22 protein-coding genes are annotated in these 21077 nt (G+C 33.1%); 13 read left to right on the top strand and 9 right to left on the bottom strand.

Annotated features, from left to right (window positions below):
• Nucleotides 1-669: 669 nt before the first annotated feature.
• Nucleotides 670-2004: an outer membrane channel protein TolC gene (tolC, locus tag A9G36_RS08710; RefSeq protein ID WP_051825042.1), complete on the bottom strand. Its 1335-nt coding sequence runs from the start codon at nucleotides 2002-2004 to the stop codon at nucleotides 670-672.
• Between the two features lie 139 nt (nucleotides 2005-2143).
• On the opposite strand from tolC, the gene nudF reads away from it, so the two are divergent.
• Nucleotides 2144-2773 carry an ADP-ribose diphosphatase gene (gene nudF / locus A9G36_RS08715; RefSeq protein ID WP_034943989.1) on the top strand — a complete coding sequence of 210 codons (630 nt, stop codon included), beginning with the start codon at nucleotides 2144-2146 and terminating at the stop codon, nucleotides 2771-2773.
• Between the two features lie 138 nt (nucleotides 2774-2911).
• On the top strand, nucleotides 2912-3742 hold the full coding sequence (cpdA, locus tag A9G36_RS08720) for a 3',5'-cyclic-AMP phosphodiesterase (RefSeq protein ID WP_034943986.1): 831 nt from the start codon (nucleotides 2912-2914) through the stop codon (nucleotides 3740-3742).
• Nucleotides 3743-3785: 43 nt separating this feature from the next.
• Here cpdA and cls read toward each other — a convergent pair whose 3' ends face one another.
• The 5 genes from cls to fldA form a co-directional block, all read right to left on the bottom strand.
• Complete coding sequence (gene cls, locus A9G36_RS08725; protein ID WP_065569440.1) at nucleotides 3786-5249, bottom strand: cardiolipin synthase; 1464 nt, start codon at nucleotides 5247-5249, stop codon at nucleotides 3786-3788.
• Nucleotides 5250-5254: 5 nt separating this feature from the next.
• Nucleotides 5255-5713 carry an acyl-CoA thioester hydrolase YciA gene (gene yciA / locus A9G36_RS08730; RefSeq protein WP_065569439.1) on the bottom strand — a complete coding sequence of 153 codons (459 nt, stop codon included), beginning with the start codon at nucleotides 5711-5713 and terminating at the stop codon, nucleotides 5255-5257.
• Nucleotides 5714-5740: 27 nt separating this feature from the next.
• Nucleotides 5741-6283, bottom strand: a complete 543-nt coding sequence (locus A9G36_RS08735) for an inner membrane-spanning protein YciB (RefSeq protein WP_065569438.1) — start codon at nucleotides 6281-6283, stop codon at nucleotides 5741-5743.
• A 70-nt stretch (nucleotides 6284-6353) separates the two neighbouring features.
• Nucleotides 6354-6812 carry a ferric iron uptake transcriptional regulator gene (fur, locus tag A9G36_RS08740; RefSeq protein WP_034943973.1) on the bottom strand — a complete coding sequence of 153 codons (459 nt, stop codon included), beginning with the start codon at nucleotides 6810-6812 and terminating at the stop codon, nucleotides 6354-6356.
• A 75-nt stretch (nucleotides 6813-6887) separates the two neighbouring features.
• Nucleotides 6888-7400, bottom strand: coding sequence for a flavodoxin FldA (gene fldA / locus A9G36_RS08745; RefSeq protein ID WP_034943970.1), 513 nt, complete (start codon nucleotides 7398-7400; stop codon nucleotides 6888-6890).
• A gap of 187 nt (nucleotides 7401-7587) precedes the next feature.
• On the opposite strand from fldA, the gene sucC reads away from it, so the two are divergent.
• The 11 genes from sucC to hslU all read left to right on the top strand — a co-directional run bounded on the left by sucC (nucleotide 7588) and on the right by hslU (nucleotide 17250).
• A complete protein-coding gene (gene sucC / locus A9G36_RS08750; RefSeq protein WP_034943967.1) occupies nucleotides 7588-8760 on the top strand; it encodes an ADP-forming succinate--CoA ligase subunit beta in 1173 nt (390 codons plus the stop codon).
• A gap of 25 nt (nucleotides 8761-8785) precedes the next feature.
• Nucleotides 8786-9658, top strand: a complete 873-nt coding sequence (sucD, locus tag A9G36_RS08755) for a succinate--CoA ligase subunit alpha (RefSeq protein WP_034943964.1) — start codon at nucleotides 8786-8788, stop codon at nucleotides 9656-9658.
• A gap of 101 nt (nucleotides 9659-9759) precedes the next feature.
• Entirely contained in the window at nucleotides 9760-11337 is a 1578-nt protein-coding gene (locus tag A9G36_RS08760) for a cytochrome ubiquinol oxidase subunit I (RefSeq protein ID WP_034943961.1), read from the top strand.
• Between the two features lie 12 nt (nucleotides 11338-11349).
• On the top strand, nucleotides 11350-12486 hold the full coding sequence (cydB, locus tag A9G36_RS08765; RefSeq protein ID WP_065569435.1) for a cytochrome d ubiquinol oxidase subunit II: 1137 nt from the start codon (nucleotides 11350-11352) through the stop codon (nucleotides 12484-12486).
• A 9-nt stretch (nucleotides 12487-12495) separates the two neighbouring features.
• Nucleotides 12496-12606 carry a cytochrome bd oxidase small subunit, CydX/CbdX family gene (locus A9G36_RS10040; protein WP_141670384.1) on the top strand — a complete coding sequence of 37 codons (111 nt, stop codon included), beginning with the start codon at nucleotides 12496-12498 and terminating at the stop codon, nucleotides 12604-12606.
• A 194-nt stretch (nucleotides 12607-12800) separates the two neighbouring features.
• Complete coding sequence (gene ybgC / locus A9G36_RS08770) at nucleotides 12801-13196, top strand: tol-pal system-associated acyl-CoA thioesterase (RefSeq protein WP_034943954.1); 396 nt, start codon at nucleotides 12801-12803, stop codon at nucleotides 13194-13196.
• The gene (tolQ, locus tag A9G36_RS08775; protein ID WP_065569433.1) at nucleotides 13197-13877 is read left to right on the top strand and encodes a protein TolQ; all 681 of its coding nucleotides are present in this window, start codon (nucleotides 13197-13199) and stop codon (nucleotides 13875-13877) included.
• Between the two features lie 2 nt (nucleotides 13878-13879).
• Entirely contained in the window at nucleotides 13880-14299 is a 420-nt protein-coding gene (gene tolR / locus A9G36_RS08780; protein ID WP_034943948.1) for a colicin uptake protein TolR, read from the top strand.
• A 38-nt stretch (nucleotides 14300-14337) separates the two neighbouring features.
• Nucleotides 14338-15216, top strand: a complete 879-nt coding sequence (gene tolA, locus A9G36_RS08785; protein ID WP_065585640.1) for a cell envelope integrity protein TolA — start codon at nucleotides 14338-14340, stop codon at nucleotides 15214-15216.
• Between the two features lie 151 nt (nucleotides 15217-15367).
• On the top strand, nucleotides 15368-15895 hold the full coding sequence (hslV, locus tag A9G36_RS08790; protein ID WP_034943942.1) for an ATP-dependent protease subunit HslV: 528 nt from the start codon (nucleotides 15368-15370) through the stop codon (nucleotides 15893-15895).
• Between the two features lie 26 nt (nucleotides 15896-15921).
• A complete protein-coding gene (hslU, locus tag A9G36_RS08795) occupies nucleotides 15922-17250 on the top strand; it encodes an HslU--HslV peptidase ATPase subunit (protein ID WP_065585641.1) in 1329 nt (442 codons plus the stop codon).
• Nucleotides 17251-17315: 65 nt separating this feature from the next.
• Here hslU and asmA read toward each other — a convergent pair whose 3' ends face one another.
• From asmA to mltA, 3 genes are all read right to left on the bottom strand, one after another.
• On the bottom strand, nucleotides 17316-19232 hold the full coding sequence (gene asmA / locus A9G36_RS08800; RefSeq protein WP_065569430.1) for an outer membrane assembly protein AsmA: 1917 nt from the start codon (nucleotides 19230-19232) through the stop codon (nucleotides 17316-17318).
• A 33-nt stretch (nucleotides 19233-19265) separates the two neighbouring features.
• Nucleotides 19266-19847 carry a dCTP deaminase gene (dcd, locus tag A9G36_RS08805; protein ID WP_034943933.1) on the bottom strand — a complete coding sequence of 194 codons (582 nt, stop codon included), beginning with the start codon at nucleotides 19845-19847 and terminating at the stop codon, nucleotides 19266-19268.
• Nucleotides 19848-19916: 69 nt separating this feature from the next.
• On the bottom strand, nucleotides 19917-20993 hold the full coding sequence (gene mltA / locus A9G36_RS08810) for a murein transglycosylase A (protein WP_065569429.1): 1077 nt from the start codon (nucleotides 20991-20993) through the stop codon (nucleotides 19917-19919).
• Nucleotides 20994-21077 lie beyond the last annotated feature (84 nt).

The following is a 21077-nucleotide window of genomic DNA, read 5'->3' on the forward strand; positions in this document are numbered from 1 at the left end:
ATTTAATTGGTTTAGCCAAAATTCTTTTTTTAAAGGGTAACATTTCATAATTATATTTTGCCCTAAACTTTCTTTAATATATTCGCTCCAGTTTAAGATAATCAACATAAAAGATATAGTATTTATTATCTATTTAATCTTTTCCAACTCAAGTTTATGTTGTAGATGGACTTTGCTTTTAATAACGTTTTAGTTTGTATCAATTCTTGTACAAGCTTTTCAATAGACGCTTGGCGTAAAATTTAGTTACTAATACCCTCACAATAATCAGATAATAGTTTGATGTATTAAGTATGATTTTTATTGCGCAGAACTGTTAGCAATTGAGTGTAGCGATTAAATGAAATAGCAATAAAAGTAATATTGCTAAGTTCAATCATTTCTTGTTGGTCGCCAATTTAGCAGCATAAATTAACAATACAAATGGCCGCTAAATATATTACCTTTTAGAAAGGTATATACTTTATATACGGACAGGCATTGCCTATCAAAAATTGCAATGATTATTATAGTTATTGTGGATTTTAAATATTAGATTAGGAAAATTTTATGTAACTTTATAAGGTTGAAGAGTACTAAATTTAGTAAGTGCAAGTCGTAAAAAATGGATAATAACCAGATTTTAAGTTAAAAATAAAGGCGATTTAATCGCCCTTTATTTCTAAATAATTATTTAATTGTTACCAAGGTACCAACTTCATTACCAAGCATGTTATTTAGTGTGACAAGATCATCAGCTGTTAATGTACCAACAGCATATTTCAGTTGTAACAAACTAGTTAAATAGTTATATTTTGCATCTGATAAATTTCTTTTAGAACTATAAAGTTGTGTAGTTGCATTTAATACATCAACGATAGTTCGTGTTCCTACTTGGTATCCTGATGTTGTTGCTTCTAATGAACTTTCAGCTGAAATAACAGCTTGTTGGTAAGCTTTAATAGCACTGATTGATGAAGAAATATTATTGTATGAAGAACGTACTTGGTTGATTACATTTCGATTAGTACTTTCCAGTTTTTCGCTAAAACTAACAAAATTATGTTGTGCTTGATCAACTTTTGACATAGTAGCACCACCAGAAAAAATAGGCATATTTAAGTTAATCCCTACATAATTATTTCCTGAATATGACTTAGTATGCGTGCTATTGCTACCATATCGATCATTTTTGTTTAAATTGGTTGAAGCATTTAAATTAGCAGTAGGTAGATGCCCCGCTTGAGCAAGCTTAATTTGCTCACGCGCAATATCTTGATTTAATTTCATTGTTAATAGATTGAGATTAGATATTTCAGATTGTTTTAACAAAGTGCTAATTTGAGTTGGTGCAACCGCTTGGAACGTTTTAGGATCAACGGTAGCCAATTTAGAATAAAAGCGACCACTTACTTGACGTAAATATTCGAGAGCATTGTTTAAATCATTTAAAGCATTAACTTGTTGCGCAACAGTAAGATCGTAATTTGCTTGGGCATTTTGTACATCAGTAATTGCAACTAAACCAACTTGATGCTGTTGGCGAGTTTGCTCTAATTGGCGCCCAATGGCTTTTTTTTGTGCATCAATAAAACTTAATGCATCAAGTGCTTTTAATACATTAAAGTAAGCGACAGATGTATTTAATATCAATGTTTGACCTTGATATTGGTAAGCGATGTCAGCGATGGAAGCTTGCTTTTTGGTTATGTCTAGAACTTTCCAATTCGAATAATCGAAAATACTTTGTGTTAAGGTCAATTGGTATAAATTGCCGCTTTTAGTTTTAACGCCACTGCTATCTCGACGACCATGCGTAACACCATAAGAAGCATTTAGACCAATTTGTGGAAGTAAACTTGCACGCGATCCTGAAATTGCTGAATATGCCTTATCTTTTTCAGCTAATGAACTGCGCAAATCAGGATTGGTTTCCTTAGCTTGTTCATAAACCTGTACCAAATTTTCGGCAAATACAGATTGGCTTAAGGCTAAGCCGATTAGAAAGGTTAAAGTTTTTTTCATTAATTTTCTCTTTAAAAAACATTAAAATATAGTAGCATTCTCATTTATATAATTTTAACAGATAATTAAGATATAGTAAGCATAGTTTATTCGCTATTCGCACTTTTTATTAAAATTCAACCTAAAATTGAGGGGGCATATGAAAATTAAGAATAATCCAATCCTTTTTGACAACAAAGACGTATTTAATTTAACTAAACGTCTTTTATATAAAGGCTTTTTTTCGTTATTTGAATATCGTTTTAAATACCGTCAATTTGATGGTTCAATTAGTGAAGAAGTCTCAAGAGAAATTTTAGAGCGTGGGCATGCTGTAGTATTGTTAGCGTACGATGCTAAGCGCGATAAAGTAGTAATGATTGAGCAAATTCGTATTGCGGCTATAGAAACGCAACAGAGCCCATGGCTGCTAGAGTTAATTGCAGGAATGATGGATCATAAAAATGAATCCTATGAAGATGTTGCAAGGCGTGAAGCGATGGAAGAAGCTGGTATTTCAATTGGTCGTTGTAAGCCTATAATTAGTTATTTAGCTTCTCCAGGCGGTTTAACAGAAAAATTACATATTATAGTTGGCGAAGTGGATTCATCAACAGCAAGTGGTATTCATGGACTTGCTGAAGAAAATGAAGATATTAAAGTGCATGTTATTAGTAGAGAAAAGGCTTACCAATGGGTTGAAAATGGAATTATCAATAATGCAGCATCAATTATTGCACTTCAATGGTTGCAACTTAACCATATTTTATTAAAAAATGAATGGAAATAGTTTATTATTAATGGTCGCATTTACACTTAATAAATATACTTGGTTTTATAATAAAATATTATAATCGATTATAATGTTACAATTTATCGTGAATATCATTAAGCATTAATATAATTTAACAGAAGGTTGAGGTAAATTTTGGCGTCTTTTTTACAGCTTTCTAACCGAAATAAGAATTACAGTAATATATTACATATTACTGATACTCATCTTTTTTCCAAGGATAATAATGTATTATTAGGAGTTAATTCAAACGCAAGTTTTTCATCGGTTATCACTGAAATTAAGCGTCGAAATAAAATATTTGATTTAATTGTGGCAACAGGTGACTTTGTGCAAGATGGCTCAAAAGAAGCTTATATTCGTTTTGCAACAAATATAAGGAAATTTAATACACCTTGTGTATGGTTGGCTGGAAATCATGATAATTATATTTTTATGCAAGATGTTTTTTCTAATTATCAACTTGCTAGCAATAAAATAGTACTATTGGGTGATAAATGGTTAATTGTTTTATTAAACAGCCAAGTCATGGGGTGTGCTTATGGTTTTTTGTCTAAATCGGAACTTAATTTTTTTAAAAACGCATTACAAAGTTATCCAGATAGAGAAGTACTTGTTTTTTTGCATCATCATCCTATCAAATCTGGCTGCAATTGGTTGGATCAGCATATTTTAAAAAATAGCGATAAATTAGAACAAATTATTCAAAACAATCCTAAAATAAAAGGGCTAGGTTGGGGACATATACATCAAAATCAAAAGTATATATGGCATAACTGTTTAGCATTTTCTACTCCTTCAACATGTGTGCAATTCAAACCAGGAAGTTATGACTTTCAGCTATCAAGCGATGATGCACCTGGATGGCGTGAAATTGTACTTAATATTGATGGTTCGATTCAGACAAATGTTTATCGTATTCATAACAATCATTTTAAACCTGATCTGTCACAAAATGGTTACTAAAAAAACTAAAAAACAATGCATATTTGTTTTTAATTTATAAATATCAAAGAAGTGGTGCAAAAAAATAAAAAAGGCGTTCTACTATATGTTGCCAAATGGGGCGTTTTTTCCAGTCATCAAAAGTTATTTCATCCGATTGTGATAAGTATTTTTGTAAGAGTTGAGAGAGTGATTTGGCGAATTCGGCATCATCTATAACTGCAGTAATTTCAAAATTAAGCCATAAACTCCGCATATCTAAATTAACGGTGCCTACAAGGCTTAACTGATTATCAATTAGTACACTTTTGGTATGCAATAAATTATCATTGAATTGGTAAAGTTTTACTCCGCCCTCTAATAATTCAGAAAAAAATGCGCGACTAGCCCATTTCACCATAAGAGAGTCATTCTTTTTAGGAATGATGATAATAACCTCAACACCTCTCTGGGCTGCTGTGCATACAGCATGTAAAATATCGTCACTTGGCACTAAATAAGGTGTGGTAAAAATGATTTGTTCTTGTGCTGAATAGATCGCAGTTAATAATGCTTGGTGGATCATGTTTTCCATGTATCCTGGACCTGAAGCTATCAATTGCATAATGTGTTTTTTATCTTCTGGTGGTTCGGCAAAATCAGTTATTTGAGGTAATGCTAAATAGTTTCCTGTTTCTAACACCCAATCACTTGCGTAGATAGCCCCCATTAAAGTAGTAACCGGTCCACTCATTCTGACCATAATATCAACCCATTCACCTACATGTTTATTTTGTTTAAAGAAACGAGGATCGACAATATTCATACTACCCGTATAAGATATATAGTTATCAATAATCGCAACTTTACGATGTTGACGCAGATCTAAGCGCCTAAACATAAATCGAAGTAAGTTGACTTGCAAGGCTTCGATAATGATAATTCCGGCTTCACGCATTCTTTTACTTGCACTGGTTCTAATAAAATGCCTACTTCCCGCTGAATCAATCATTAAGCGGCAAATTACTCCGCGTTTAGTTGCTTGAATCAGTGCTTGTTCAACATCATTAGCTCGTCCACCTTCATTCCATATATAAAATACCATCTCAATATTCGAAGTCGCTTTATTTATATCTTCAATTAAACGATCAAAAATGCTATCTGTGTCACTGAGTAATTCGATATGATTACCATTAATTCCATCAAGACCAGTTTGATGTTTACAAAGCTGAAAAATTGGTTTACTGACAGCACTAACATTATTAGTAAAAATATTAGGAAAGTCACTTAATCTATTGATAAATTTTACGATAGTTGGACGCATTTTTTGTGAGCGTTTAACTCTTTGTTGTCCTAAATGGGTTTCGCCAAGTGCAAAATAAAGAATCACTCCAACGATAGGTAAAATATAAATTACCAACATCCATGCAATAACATAAGTTGTTGGTCTGCGCTTAAAAACTACACGTAATGTTGTCGCAACAATAATCAACCAATAAACAAGAAATATAAGAGTACTTATTAATGCATGAAATGAGGAAAATTGCATATTTATTAACTATCACTAAGATTTAATTTATTAATTGAATCTTTCGTACAATCATAATTTTGAAAGATCTCTGGTAATGGTTTAGATTTATTATGTTTATCAACTGAAACATAAGTAAATTCAGCATCAGTAATACAAAAGCGTTGTGTCATATTACCAGTATCAACTAATTTTTTTACCCATACTTCTATACCAATTGTTATCGATGTTTTCCCCGTCTTGATGCAACGCGCATAACAACAGACAACATCGCCAACCATAGCTGGTTTATAAAATGTGATGCTGCTAGCATTAATGGTCACAACGCGATTTTTGGCTATTTCTTTTGATAATATCCCACCAGCAAGATCCATTTGTGACATTATCCAACCACCAAAGATATGACCATGAGGATTGGTATCTGCGGGCATAGCAAGTGTTCTTAGTACTAATTGCCCTTTTGGAATGTCTGTGTTTTGTTTCATTTTTTGAAAGCTCCAAATTATGTTATTTTATTTGTTATCTATATCTTTTTTCATATTTTTATAGATATAAATACCTGAAATTAATGATAATAACAATGATATAATTGGTAATATAAATACTTTAAATATCCAAAAAAAATCATCTGTTGTATAGTAGGTTGCAAATAAGCTAACTATGCCGCATAATATAAAAAATGCTATCCATAATGTATTTAACCTGTTCCAAATAAGCATATCAAGCTGTATTTCTTTGCCTAACATTTGTTGAAGTAGATTTTTCTTGAAAATAAACTTGCCAATTAGTAATGCTGAGGCGAATAAAAAGTTAATAATTGTTACTTTCCATTTAATTATATTTGGTTCTCGTGTATAGAGTGTAAATCCGCCAAAAATAATAATCATCAAATAAGATATCAATTCTATTTTATCTAGCTTTCTGTAAATAATAAGTATGATAAGAAAAGAGACAGTTGCTGATATCATCAATGCTTGTACACCAACAAAAACATCATACATTGTCAAAAACACAAAAAAGAAAACAAGAGGAATAAAATTCAAAAGTTGTTTCATGTAATTACTAACCTAAAAGATAAACTAAAGATTTATATTTTAAAGAAGGAAAAAGCCTATTGGAATAGGCTTATTTTTTTGTATGAAGTTCAGGGTGTTCTTTACAGTTGCCTGATTGGCAATGACCATAAAGGTAAAGACTATGGAAAGTTAATTTAACACCATATTGTTCAGCAATTTCTTTTTGTCTCATATTGATAATTTCGTCTCGAAATTCGAATACTTCACCACAATCTAAACAAATTAAATGATCATGATGCTGTTGTGTCGCAAGTTCAAAAACAGCTTTACCACCTTCAAAATTATGGCGAGTAACAATCCCTGCATCATCAAATTGATTTAAAACACGATAAACAGTGGCAAGTCCGATTTCTTCTCCCATATCAAGTAGCTTTTTATAAATATCTTCTACTGTAATATGCTGACATGAAGGATCACGTAATAACTCTAAAATTTTCAATCGTGGTAACGTAACTTTTAAACCCGCACTTTTAAGCGCGGCATTATTATCTTTATCATGATTTGTCATATTACATCCCAATATATATTAATATGCGTTATTATAAAAATAATTAACGGAAAATAAAAGAAATCATTTGGTAGGCTAAATTCCCATTTCGGCTTGAACTTGTTTGACCCAAGTATTTATGCGTTCGTCTGTCAACTCGGGTTGGCGATCTTCATCAATAGCTAAACCAACGAAATGTGTATTATCCACTAAGCTTTTAGAGGCTTCAAAGCTATAACCTTCAGTGGACCAATTTCCGACAATTTTGGCCCCTTTTAGGGAAATAATGTCACGTAAGGTTCCCATTGCATCACAAAAATATTCGGCATAATCTTCTTGATCACCACAGCCAAAAATAGCAACGGTTTTACCGTTAAAATTAATTTGCTCTAGATTAGGGAAAAAGTCATCCCAGTCGGCCTGAGATTCACCATAATACCAAGTTGGAATACCAAAGAAAAGATAATCAAACTGAGCTATGCTTTCTTTTGTTGATTTAGCAATATCAAAAAGTTGGGCTCTATCTTCGCCTAAAATGAGTTGGATTTGTTTAGCTACATTTTCCGTATTGCCAGTGTCACTACCAAAAAAAATACCAACTTGCTTCATATTTATACCTTTACAATAATTACGATCAAAACAATTTTTTGAGTATATCATTGTCGCATGTCATCAGCAATAATTCTCAATTACATTAAACCATATTAAACATAAAACATTCTTTACTACACAATTTATTCATATTGAATTAAAATTATAAAAAGTTTAATGTTCACTTAAATTGCGGAAATTCTTTATGAACCTTCATGAGTATCAATCAAAATATCTTTTTAAGCAATATAATTTACCTGTACCTGAAGGGTATGTTTGCAACTCCATAGATGAAATACAAGATACTTTAGCTGAATTGTCTTCTCAGACTTCTGCAAGTAGCTCTTGGGCTGTAAAATGTCAGGTGCATGCAGGAGGAAGAGCTAAGGCTGGTGGCGTTATTTGTACAAAAAATTTCAGTGAAATAAAACAATTTGCTGAAAAATGGCTAGGACAATATCTTGTTACTTACCAAACAACTGCTAAAGGTCAACCGGTTAATAAAATTTTAATTGAAAAAGCATTTCATATCCAGAAAGAACTCTATTTGGGGGCGGTAATTGACCGTAGTTTGAAACGTGTTGTTATTATGGCATCAACTGAAGGGGGAATAGATATTGAAAGTGTTGCTGATAAATCTCCGCATTTAATTCATAAAATCTCACTAGATCCTTTAACCGGTCCTTGCACTTACCAAGGTTATGAGCTGGCTTTTAAATTAGGTTTAACTGGAAGGTTAATTAACCAATTTGCAAAATTATTTGTCAATTTCGCTAAACTTTTTTTAGAAAATGATGTTGCATTAGCAGAAGTAAATCCTCTAGTTATTACTGATTCGGATGAGCTAATTTGTTTAGATGCTAAAATTGTTCTAGATGATAATGCACTATTTAGGCATCCGAATTTAAATGTTTTAAGAGATACAACACAAGAGGATGAACGCGAATCTATTGCTGCAAAGCAAGGGATTAGCTATGTTTCATTAGAGGGTAATATTGGTTGCATGGTTAATGGTGCTGGTCTTGCAATGGCGACTATGGATATTATTAAACTGCATGGAGGGGAGCCAGCAAATTTTTTAGATGTTGGTGGTGGAACGACAAAAGAACGGGTTACCGAAGCCTTTAAACTAATTCTATCCGATAAAAATGTAAAAGCTATTTTAGTTAATATTTTTGGGGGTATCGTTCGTTGTGATTTAATTGCTGATGGCATTATTAGTGCCATTAAAGAAAATGGCCTTACTGTCCCAGTAGTTGTTCGGCTTGAAGGAAATAATGCTGAACTTGCCAGAAAAATTCTTGCTAAAAGTAAATTGAATGTTATTTCAGCACAAAGCTTAACGGATGCGGCTCAAAAAATAGTTGCAGTAGCATAACAATAGGGTGGAGGAAATAGTTAATATGTCAATTTTAGTTAATGAAGAGACCAGAGTTATTTGCCAAGGATTTACTGGTAGTCAGGGCACCTTTCATTCACAGCAAGCTTTAGCTTATGGTACGAAGTTAGTTGGAGGAGTAACTCCTGGTAAAGGCGGAACTACACATTTAGGATTACCTGTTTTTAATACGGTTAAAGATGCAGTTAAAGCAACGAATGCAACCGCAAGTGTTATTTATGTCCCGGCAGCATTTGGTAAAGATTCAATACTTGAAGCAATTGATGCTGGTATCAAATTGATTGTATGTATTACTGAAGGTATTCCAACTTTAGATATGCTTATTGTTAAAGAAAAGTTAAAACAAAATAATGATGTGATCATGATTGGTCCAAATTGCCCTGGGATTATTATTCCAGATAAATGTAAAATTGGTATTATGCCTGCACATATTCATTTAGCTGGCCGTATAGGTATTGTGTCTCGTTCGGGAACATTAACTTATGAAGCGGTTAAACAAACAACTGATATTGGATTAGGTCAGTCAATTTGTATTGGTATTGGTGGTGATTCCATTCTCGGGAGTGATTTTACTACTATTTTAGCATTGTTAGAAAAAGATGTTGAAACTGAAGCTATCATAATGATAGGTGAAATTGGGGGCAATGCTGAAGAAGAAGCAGCCGAATATATCAAAAAACATGTTACAAAACCAGTAATTGCTTATATCGCAGGGTTATCTGCACCAGTGGGTAAACGGATGGGGCACGCCGGTGCTATTATTTCGGGAAATAGAGGTACTGCAGAAGAAAAAACTAAAGTACTACAGGATGCAGGTGTTTTTGTCGTCAGGAATTTATCTGACATAGGTAAAACAGCAAAAGAAAGATTTAAGTAGCGTTTTTTGATTTACATCAATTTTCTTCTTTAAATATTGGTGTACAATATATTACAATGATGTTAGAAATTTTTGTAGCAATTAAAGGTTAGGGAGCGTTTATGTTAGATATAGTAGAACTATCACGCCTCCAGTTTGCACTTACCGCAATGTATCATTTTATATTTGTTCCATTAACGCTAGGCTTGGCATTTATGCTAGCAATTATGGAAACAGTATACGTTGTTAGTGGAAAGCAAGTCTGGAAAGATATGACAAAATTCTGGGGCAAACTGTTTGGTATTAATTTTGCAGTAGGTGTTGCAACAGGTTTAACCATGGAATTCCAATTTGGTACTAACTGGTCTTATTATTCACATTATGTGGGTGATATTTTTGGTGCGCCGTTAGCAATTGAGGGATTGATGGCTTTTTTCCTAGAATCAACAATGGTTGGTTTGTTCTTTTTTGGTTGGGATAGATTAAGCCGTGGTAAACATTTGATGGTTACTTGGTGTGTTGCTTTTGGTTCTAACCTTTCGGCTCTTTGGATTTTAGTGGCTAATGGTTGGATGCAATTTCCTGTTGGTTCCGATTTCAACCCAATTAACTCTCGTATGGAAATGACTAACTTTTATGAGTTAATTACCAATTCAGTTGCTCAATATAAGTTCGTTCATACTGTTACTGCAGGATATTTAACTGGTGCTATTTTTGTCTTAAGCATAAGCTCTTATTATCTCTTGAAAAAGCGTGATGTTGCATTTGCAAAACGTTCTTTTGCGATTGCCGCAGTCTTTGGTTTTATTATGTCAATTGCTGTTGCTATAATGGGAGATGAAGCCGGTCATGAATTAGCAACTGTTCAACCTACGAAACTTGCTGCGATTGAAGGTGAATGGGAAACTCAACCAGCTCCAGCTTCATTCAATGTTATTGCGTTTCCATCCCAAAAAAATAGAGAAAATTTATTCGCAATTGAGATTCCTTATGTAATGGGTATAATGACAACACGTTCATTTGATACTCAAGTAACAGGACTTAAGGATATTTTAGCGGATAATGAAAAGAGAATTCGTAATGGAATTTTAGCTTTTTCAAACCTACAGAAGATTCAACAAGGTGATCAGGAACCGGCTGTTTTTAAAGCGTTTGAAGATAATAAAGCAGATTTAGGCTATGGTTATCTTGTTAAACGTTTTACAGATCGTGATAACCTCACAATTTCTCAAGCTACAGAAAAACATATTAAAGCAGCTGTTGACGACTCAATTCCTACTGTTTGGCCACTATTTTGGGCATTTAGAGGAATGGTTGGTTTAGGTTTATTAATGATTCTTGGTACTGCGATAGGGGTATGGGCAACTTATAAAAATAGAGTTGGTGAAATAAGTTGGCTACACCGTTTATTAGTTTTATTTTTACCATTCCCATGGCTTGCCTGTGAGTGTGGTTGGTTTGTTGCTGAATATGGTCGTCAACCTTGGGCAATTCAAGATATTTTACCAACAGGTGTTGCAAATTCGTCATTAACTTCAGGTGAAGTATTATTTACTATGATTCTTATTTGTGGTCTTTATACATTGTTCTTAGTTGCTGAAATGTTTTTGATGTTTAAGTTTGCTAGATTAGGACCAAGTTCTTTAGGTACCGGCAGCTATCATTATGAAAAAACACAACCGGTACAGAATAAGGCATAGGGAGTATACACAATGATTGATTACGAAATTGTACGTGTTATCTGGTGGCTACTGATTAGTGTTGTTTTAATCGGTTTTGTTGTCACTGATGGTTTTGATATGGGGGTAGGTATTTTATTACCATTCATTGGTAAGACAGATACAGAGCGTCGTATTATGATAAATACGATTGCGCCTCACTGGGATGGTAACCAAGTTTGGCTAATTACAGCTGGAGCAGGAATATTTGCCGCTTGGCCTATGGTTTATGCTGCTGCATTCTCAGGTTTTTATATTGCAATGATTCTCGTGCTGTGTGCGCTTTTTTTTAGACCAATTGGTTTTGATTATCGAAGTAAACTTGAAAATTCTAAGTGGCGTAATTTATGGGATAGTGGTATTTTTGCAGGAAGCTTTGTACCAGCATTGGTTTTTGGTGTTGCTTTTGGCAATTTATTAGAAGGCGTTCCATTTAGATTTGATAATTCTTACCGCGTTTTTTATGATGGCAATTTCTTCGGTTTACTTAATCCTTTTGCACTATTAACAGGAATTGTGAGTCTAATGTTATTTGTTGCTCATGGTGGCGCATGGCTACAAATGAAAACGTCAGGTGAGCTTTATTTAAGAGCCAGAAAGGCTACACAAATTGCTAGTTTAATAATGCTAATTGCATTTATTTTAGCTGGGATTTGGGTAGCATTTGGCATGCACGGCTATGAGATTACAAGTGCAATTGATCACAATGGGGTGTCTCACCCATTAAGCAAGACTGTATCAACAGATGCTTCATGGTTATCTAACTATATGAATTATCCTATTTTATGGGTTATCCCTACATTGGGTGTTGTACTACCTTTACTAACTATTTTGTGTTCTGGCTTAAATAAAAATGCTTTGGTATTTGTTTTATCAGCGTTAACTATTGCTTGTGTACTATTCACATATGGCATTGCAACTTTTCCATTTATTATGCCTTCTAACATTATGCCTAATGCTAGTTTAACAATATGGGACGCTTCATCAAGCCAATTAACACTTAATATAATGTTTATTGTTGTATTGATATTTTTACCAATTGTTCTTTTGTATACAATTTGGACTTATATAAAAATGTTTGGACGAATTGATAAAAATCATATAGAAAATAATAAGCATTCACTTTATTAAGGAATTATTATGTATTACATTTTATGGTTTATTGGACTTATAGCTGCATGTATGATTTCAGTAGTTTCTGGACTTTGGATTGAACGTATAAGTAGTGAAAAAGAAACTAACAATAAGTAGCGATTTAAGAATCTTATAAGTTGAAAAAGGTGGCTTATAGCCGCCTTTTTCATTTTAAGTAGCTATAATTTAATTCAAATAAGCAGGTTAATTAAAAATAATAATTTTTTATTTAGGTGATTTTATATCATAGTGCAGCTGAATCTATATTCAGATATAATATCTCTTAATTTTATTTGATATGAAATGTAAAGATGAAACAATTTAATTGGAATGCTAGAGTTTATTATGAAGACACAGATGCTGGTGGTGTTGTTTACCATGCTCGGTATCTTGCTTTTTTTGAACGTGCTAGAACAGAAATGCTTAGACACTTAGGTATTAGCCAGTACAAGTTGTTACAAGAAAGTATTGCTTTTGTTGTGAAAAAGATGGATATTAATTACAATTTCCCAGCTCGTTTAGATGATATGTTAACTATCAACAGTAAAGTTGAAAAAATTGGTAAAGCATCTATTATTTTTAAGCAAACTATTACCAACCAAAATCAGCAATATATTAGCGAAGCTAATGTTATTATTGCTTGTGTTGATACTATTAAAATGAAGCCATGTGCGCTTCCAAAGTCATTAGTTTTGGAGTTTATATAAATGGAAAACCTGAATATTGTTGATCTGTTTTTGCAAGCAGGTCTATTAGTACAATGTGTCATACTATTACTACTCATGTTCTCAGTGATATCTTGGGCTATCATCTTTCAACGAACGAAAGTTTTAGGGCAAGCTAAAAAGCAAATAAAGCAATTTGATAATAATTTCTGGGCTGCTGATGAATTAAATGTTTTGTTTGATAAAGCAAAATTTAATAAAGAAGAACTTAGTGGTACAGAACATATTTTTTATTCAGGTTTCAAAGAGTTTACTCGGTTGTATCAAATTAACCCTAATATGTCCGAAGCCGCTTTAGATGGCGCATCGCGTTCTATGCGTTTAGCAATGAACCGCGAACTTGATAAGTTAGAATTGAATATTGCTTTTTTAGGTACAGTTGGATCTATTAGTCCATATATAGGTTTATTTGGGACGGTTTGGGGAATTATGCATGCATTTATTTCTCTTGGTGCTGTTAAACAAGCCACCTTGCAAATGGTTGCTCCGGGAATCGCCGAAGCATTGATTGCTACGGCTATTGGATTATTTGCTGCTATTCCCGCTGTTATGGCTTTTAATCGATTATCATTAAAAGTAGGAAGAATTGAGCAAAATTATCTTAACTTTATTGATGAATTTTCAGCTATATTACAACGTCAAGCTGTGGCTATTAGGAAATAATTATGAGCAGGCGTTCTCGTTATTTAACTAAATCTGAAATTAATATAGTACCACTGCTTGATGTGTTATTAGTGTTGGTACTAATTTTTATGGCGACCGCTCCTATTATTAGCCAAAGTGTTGAAGTTGATCTGCCTCAAACTTCTGAATCTAAAACGGTTTCACCATCCGATAATAAAATAATTATTATAGAGGTATCAGACATTGGTGTTTACACATTAGTCATTAATCAAGAGCGCCAAATAAATTTATCTCAAGAGCAAATTATTGCTGAAGTTAAACAGCAATTAGCTTTAAATGAAAAGGCAATTTTTTTAGTTGGTGGTGCTAAAAATGTTCCTTATGAAGAAATAATAAATGCGTTGAATTTATTGCAATCTGCAGGTGTTAAGTCTGTAGGGTTAATGACTCAACCAATTTAAATTTAAGCGATGATAACAATATATTAGAAATGTCAGCAATGTCGAATAATTCAAAATCAAAGTTAAGCCTTGCAATCATCATATCGATTATACTGCATGTAGCGTTAATTATTATTTTAAGCTATAGGCTAACACAAGATGATAGTAATAATTATGGCAGCAATAATGGGCAAACAATTGATGCTATCATGGTTGATCCAACTATAATGTCTGAACAGTACCAAAGGCAAATGCAAAGCCCAATATCTCAACAAAAAGCAGAACAACAAAGGAAGGAGCAAATTGATAGGCAGTTTCAAAATTTTCAAGAAAAACAGCTTGTTCAACAGCAGCAGTTACAAGAATTAGAAAAAGAACGTTTAAAACTTGAAGAAAAACTCAAACAAGAGCAAAAAGCTGCTATAGGAAAGTTAGAAGCAGAAAAGAGATCAGCTGAGCAAAAGGCAGCAGAGGAAAAAGCTATTGCAGAAAAACTAGAAGCAAAAAAGAAAGCTGAAGAGAAAAAAGTTGAGGAAGAGAAAATAGCAAAAGAAAGGCTAGCTATTAAGCAGAAGGCGGCAGCTGCTCAAAATGATAAAAAAGTTAATGATCTTCTTGGTGGAATTATTTCTACATCTAGTTCCTCATTGACTCGTAAAGGTACATCTAATGGTGAATTAGATAAGTATATATTTTTAGTTAAAAGTGCTATAAGTAATAAATTTATTAATCCAAATAAGCTTTATGTTGGTCAAAGCTGTATGTTAGAAATTCGTATCGCACCCGATGGTTTGTTATTGGATGTTAAAGTATTAGGTGGTGATGAAGCTTTATGTCGGGAAGCATTAGCAGCTACAAAATTAGCCGTCATACCAAAACCATCGAATATACTTTATAATGAAGTTAAAAGAATGAAAATTAATTTTGAACCAAAGTGATAATTGTTTGTAGAAGTGCTAACCTAAAATATCTTTCCCGTGAATAAACCTTCAATATCTTTAAATAAAGATATTGAAAATCGACTTATCACCCCAATATATAATCTATTCATTCCAATTTAAGTTATTTATGTAAAAGAAGGAGCAGAATATGACAACAATTGTCAGTGTCCGTCGAGAAGGCCAAGTCGTTATTGGTGGGGATGGCCAAGTCACGCTAGGCGAACGAATAATTATGAAGGGAAACGCTCGCAAGGTTCGCCGTTTATATAATAATAAAGTGATTGCAGGTTTTGCTGGTGGTACTGCTGATGCTTTTACGCTTTTTGAATTATTTGAGCGAAAATTAGAAATGCATCAAGGGCATTTAACCAAATCAGCTGTTGAACTAGCGAAAGATTGGCGTACAGATAGAATGCTACGTAAGCTTGAAGCATTACTTGCTGTTGCTGATGAAAGCGCATCACTTATTATTACTGGTACTGGAGATGTTATCCAACCAGAAGATGATTTAATTGCAATTGGTTCTGGTGGGCCTTATGCACAAGCAGCTGCACGTGCTTTACTTGATAATACATCGCTATCAGCGCATGATATTGTGCAAAAATCATTATCAATTGCAGGTGATATTTGTGTGTATACTAATGATTTTCAAACAATCGAAGAACTCAATTATTAATTAAACTGATCTAAGAGAATTTTATTATGTCTGAAATGACTCCTCGCGAAATTGTAAGCGAATTAAACCAATATATAATTGGACAAGATAAGGCAAAACGATCTGTTGCTATAGCTTTACGTAATCGTTGGCGTCGTATGCAATTAGATGAAGCTTTACGCCATGAAGTAACACCCAAAAATATTTTAATGATTGGACCAACAGGTGTTGGTAAAACTGAGATTGCAAGACGTTTAGCTAAATTAGCTAAAGCGCCTTTTATTAAAGTTGAAGCAACAAAATTTACCGAAGTAGGTTATGTTGGTAAAGAAGTTGATTCAATCATTCGAGATTTAACCGATTCTGCAGTTAAAATGATTCGTCAAGAAGCGATTGAACGAAATCGCACTCGAGCAGAGGAATTAGCTGAAGACCGTATTTTAGATGTGCTAGTGCCACGAGCAAAAGATGGTTGGGGACAAGTAGAAAATAATAATGATTCAACCGCAAGGCAAGCATTTAGAAAAAAATTACGTGAAGGTTCACTTGATGATAAAGAGATCGAAATAGAAATAGCAGGTGTCAATATAGGAGTTGAGATTATGGCTCCTCCAGGTATGGAAGAGATGACAAATCAACTACAATCAATGTTTCAAAATTTAGGTGGACAGAAAACTAAACCACGTAAAATGAAAATTAAAGATGCATTTAAACAATTGATTGAAGAAGAAGCCGCTAAGCTTGTAAATCCTGATGAGCTTAAACAGGAAGCAATAGAAGCAGTTGAACAAAATGGAATTGTTTTTATTGATGAGATCGATAAAGTTTGTAAACGTGGTAACTCATCTGGTCCAGATGTTTCTCGCGAAGGTGTACAGCGTGATTTATTACCTCTTGTTGAAGGATGTACGGTTTCAACAAAACATGGTTCTGTTAAGACTGACCATATTTTGTTTATTGCATCAGGCGCATTCCAAACAGCAAATCCGTCGGATTTAATACCGGAATTGCAAGGTCGATTACCTATTCGAGTTGAACTGCAAGCATTAACTAGTGAAGATTTTGAGCGTATATTAACTGAGCCTAATGCTTCACTTACGGCTCAATATAAAGCACTAATGGCAACTGAAGGTGTAAATATTGATTTTACAGCTGATGGGATTCGTAAGATTGCTGAATCTGCTTGGCAAGTAAATGAACAAAATGAAAATATTGGTGCTCGTAGATTGCATACTGTATTAGAACGTTTAATGGAAGAGATTTCATTTGAAGCGAGTGAACTCGATGGTCATACGATTACAATTGATGCCAAATATGTAGGTGATCATCTAGATAAACTTGTTGCTAATGAAGATTTAAGTAAATTTATCTTATAGGCAATTTAAATTGTTGACACTAAAAAGGTGAGCTAAGCTCACCTTTTTATTAACTAGTTTAATTTTTACAGGTTATTTTTTAATAGCCCTTCTAATATTTCTGCTGCTTTTTGCTTAGAATTTGATTTCTTGTCATCTTTTAAATTTCGATTTTCTAACTTATTACGAAGTTTATCTAAACCTTGTTGTATTTTATCATTCAATAAATCTTTTAAAACTTGGCTGATATCAATTTGATAATTAAGTTTAGTGAATTGCCCATAAATACGGAACGGAATAGTCAGTTGCTGTAATTTCGCAATTGTCTCACTTTTGCCATTCCAGCCTCCTAGCATTTTTATATTTAAATTAACGTCTAAATCTTTTTGTTCCATGCCAATTCGCCCTGAACCTTCAATAATATCAAGTGTTTCTGAGTTAGCTGTTAAAGAAGTAAGGTTTATATTGCCATTACTCAAATAAGCATTCGCTGAAATTTCGTGAAACTCAGTATATTTTTTTTGATTTTCAACGGTTAAAACATCTTTAGTGTATTTCGCAGTTGCACTTTGGATAATATTTTGAATATTTATATTATCAAGCCTTGCATTGGTTATAACAATACCCAATTTACCTTGTAAATTATTGGATAATTTAGATAGTGTTATAGTGCTTGCTTCTAATTCTCCAGTTGCATTAAAAAGACCTACTAGATCATTACCGGTATCAATTTGGTTAAAAAACGTATTTAAATCAACATCTCTCACTTTTGTATCAAGTTTAATTAAAGTTTCTTTTTGTTTACCATTTGCAAAACCTTTTGCAACAATATGACCTTTCGCAAAATCAAAGCTAACATCGTTAAATGTTGCGATTCCATCTTTGTTAATGACGTCCACATTTACATTATTTAATACTAATTTATTTTTGACTAATTCTTTTATTGTAAATTTAGTTTCTGCATCAAATAAATTAAGAAAAATAAGTTCATTATTCGCTTTTGGTATTGTCGATACAACAGGTGTTGTTTGCTGTGTTGCTAAGTTAACATTATTATTACTATTATTTGATTTTTCATTTATTCCATCTGCAAACGAATCAAGGTTCAGTCGGTCGGCATTAAAATTTAATACTAAATGTGTTTTTTGATCTAAATTAGCATGTATATGACCTGTAAAAATATTATCATTAATTGAAAAGGTTAGACGTTGGGTTTCAAAAATCCGAGGTTTTTGCTGATAATTAAACGCGCCTTTTAAATTACCTTTTAGTTTTCCTGATGGAATACCAATTCCTTTAATAATATAATCAAGATGTTCTAATTCTATTTTTGCATATTCAGGATATTGACCTAAATCAATGTTCGCTTTTGCTGTGTAAAATAGGTATTGCTGGTTTCGATCAATATTTCCTTTCACATCAACAGAAATGTTTTTGGCTGTATTTTGTTCAAGTGTTAAGGTCAGATTTCTAAAATTAATAAGGTTATTTTTTTGTTGCAAAATAACTGTACTATCTGAAATTTCGAATTTATTTAAAGTAAATTCCCAACCTGATTTGTTTTTTTCTTCTTTTTTTTGTTTTTGTAATATTCCATCTGAAGTTGTTGTAGGTTGATGGGGGGGCTCATATTGCATTTTTTTCCCTTTGCTTTCCTCTGTAATATTGATGACTGCTGATTTTACAAATACATTTTTAACATCAAGCCTTTTAGAAAATAAAGGAAATAACTCAACATCAAGCCGCATGTTATCTGCGGTTAAAATAGGTTTTTGAGCACCAATATCAGAAAGTTTTACTGAATCGGTTAATATACTTATTTGTGGCCAAATATGCCAACGTAAATCCCCTTCGATAGTTAACTCATAACCAGTTTTATCCCTTACTTTATCGGAGATAAATCCTCGAAAATTGTTAGGATCAACAAAAACTATTAATGAGACTATTCCGATCGCAATGAGCAGAATTAAGATAAAAAGAGTAACCAATATTTTTCTAATCATATTAATATTCCTTGATTAACGTTATGAATTATTTTAGTCTTTATCAATACGACTAGCAACTGCACCATGTTGGTCTTTATATTTTGCATCTTGACGACGGTTGTATGGTTTTTCAGCAGGTCCTGTTAGTGTTTCAAAGCTAAGCGCACCGATTGTCATGCCTGGTCTAAGTGCGAGTGGAATTTTCCCTGAATTATAAAATTCAAGTACAATTTGTCCTTGCCAACCAGGATCAATTCTATGTGCTGTCACATGAACCATAAGCCCAAGCCTAGCAAGTGATGATCTCCCGTCTAACCATCCGACTAAATCATCTGGAATTGTAACCGATTCTAATGTAACCGCTAGCGCTAATTCTCCAGGATGAAGGTAAAATATACCATCTTTGGGGAGTACTATTTCCTCACTCATTACTTGTTCCAAAACAGCTGAAACTTCTTCTTTTGGTCCGCTTAAATCTATATAGGGTGTAGTATGTTCTCTGAAAGTACGAAACTGATTGCCTAATCTGACGTCGACTGTTGCGCCATTAATACAATTAGCTGCAGGTTGTGGTGTAATCTTTAATTTACCATTTTGTAAATATATTTCGATATCTCGATCGCATAGTCTCATGAATTGTCCTTAATAAAATTTTTATTTTTCATTTTAACAGGTTCTTCCCATGCCGTCGATGTTAGTAATTTAAGGCTTGATGACCCATGCACGCCCAAAGTGGTTATAATAACCAGCCAATTTACCGGCTTTGTCTCCTACACCAAGATAAAGATCAAAATGCTGACCTTTTATCGCACCACCAACGTCAAGTGCGACCATTAAACGAACTTCTCGTCTATCTCTATATATTCCATCGTCATCAAGGAGTGGTACATCGACTAGGACGACAGATCCTATTGGCACAACTACTTTATCTGAAGCTACAGATGCATTTGCAACTAAAGGTATTGCTGCAGCGCCTTTTACTTCGGTATTATGTTGAGGTTTAAAAAAAACAAATGAACGGTTTTGTACTAGTAATTCTTTAAGTCTTTTTTCACTTTTATTTTGGGCCCAATTTTTGATGGCTTGTATTGAAACATTTTCTTTATCGATTTCCCCTTGTTCAACTAATAATCTTCCTATACTAGAATATTCATATCCATTTTTTCCGCTAAAACAAAAGAAAACTAATGGAGAACCATCTTCAAAATCAATATAAGCACTACCTTGAACCTCCATAATAAAATTGTCCATTAATGAATTACTGTAAGCAATTTCTAGCCCTTTTCCTGATAGTGCGCCATTATAGATTTGCTCTCGACTTGGTAATCTGCCTTTTAATCGATTAGGAAATTTATAAATCGGATATTTGAATTCGCTAGTTGGCTTATGCTTTGCTTTTATAACGGGTGTATAATAGCCGGTTAAATGTACATTTCCGTAGCCGTCTTGGCCTTCCATTTCATAACTTTTCAACCCAACCTTATCAAATTCATCAGTTCCTAAAGAACGGTTAATCCAAGAGTCAATGGCATTATAAATATGTTTATTTTTATGATATAAAGATGGTGAATAAGTTTTGATTTTTTCAATTTGTATAACATAATCTGAAATATTTATAGGAATAGCTAATTGAGGGTATGTAATATTGAAAGATGAAGATAGCTTACCTTCAGTATATCTTTGACCTTGTTCAATTTTATTGTTTTGACAGCCAGCTAATAATAGAATAAATAAAATAGGTGCCAAATAAAAATAGTCACAGTAGTTATTCTTTTGCATTCTAATGATTTGTTTAAGTAATAAGCATGGTTTGTTATGCTACACAATTCTTTTATAAGAAACTACTGTTAATTTTATGTCGGC

Source organism: Gilliamella sp. Choc6-1 (assembly GCF_001690385.1).
Taxonomy (GTDB): Bacteria; Pseudomonadota; Gammaproteobacteria; order Enterobacterales; family Orbaceae; genus Gilliamella; species Gilliamella apicola_A.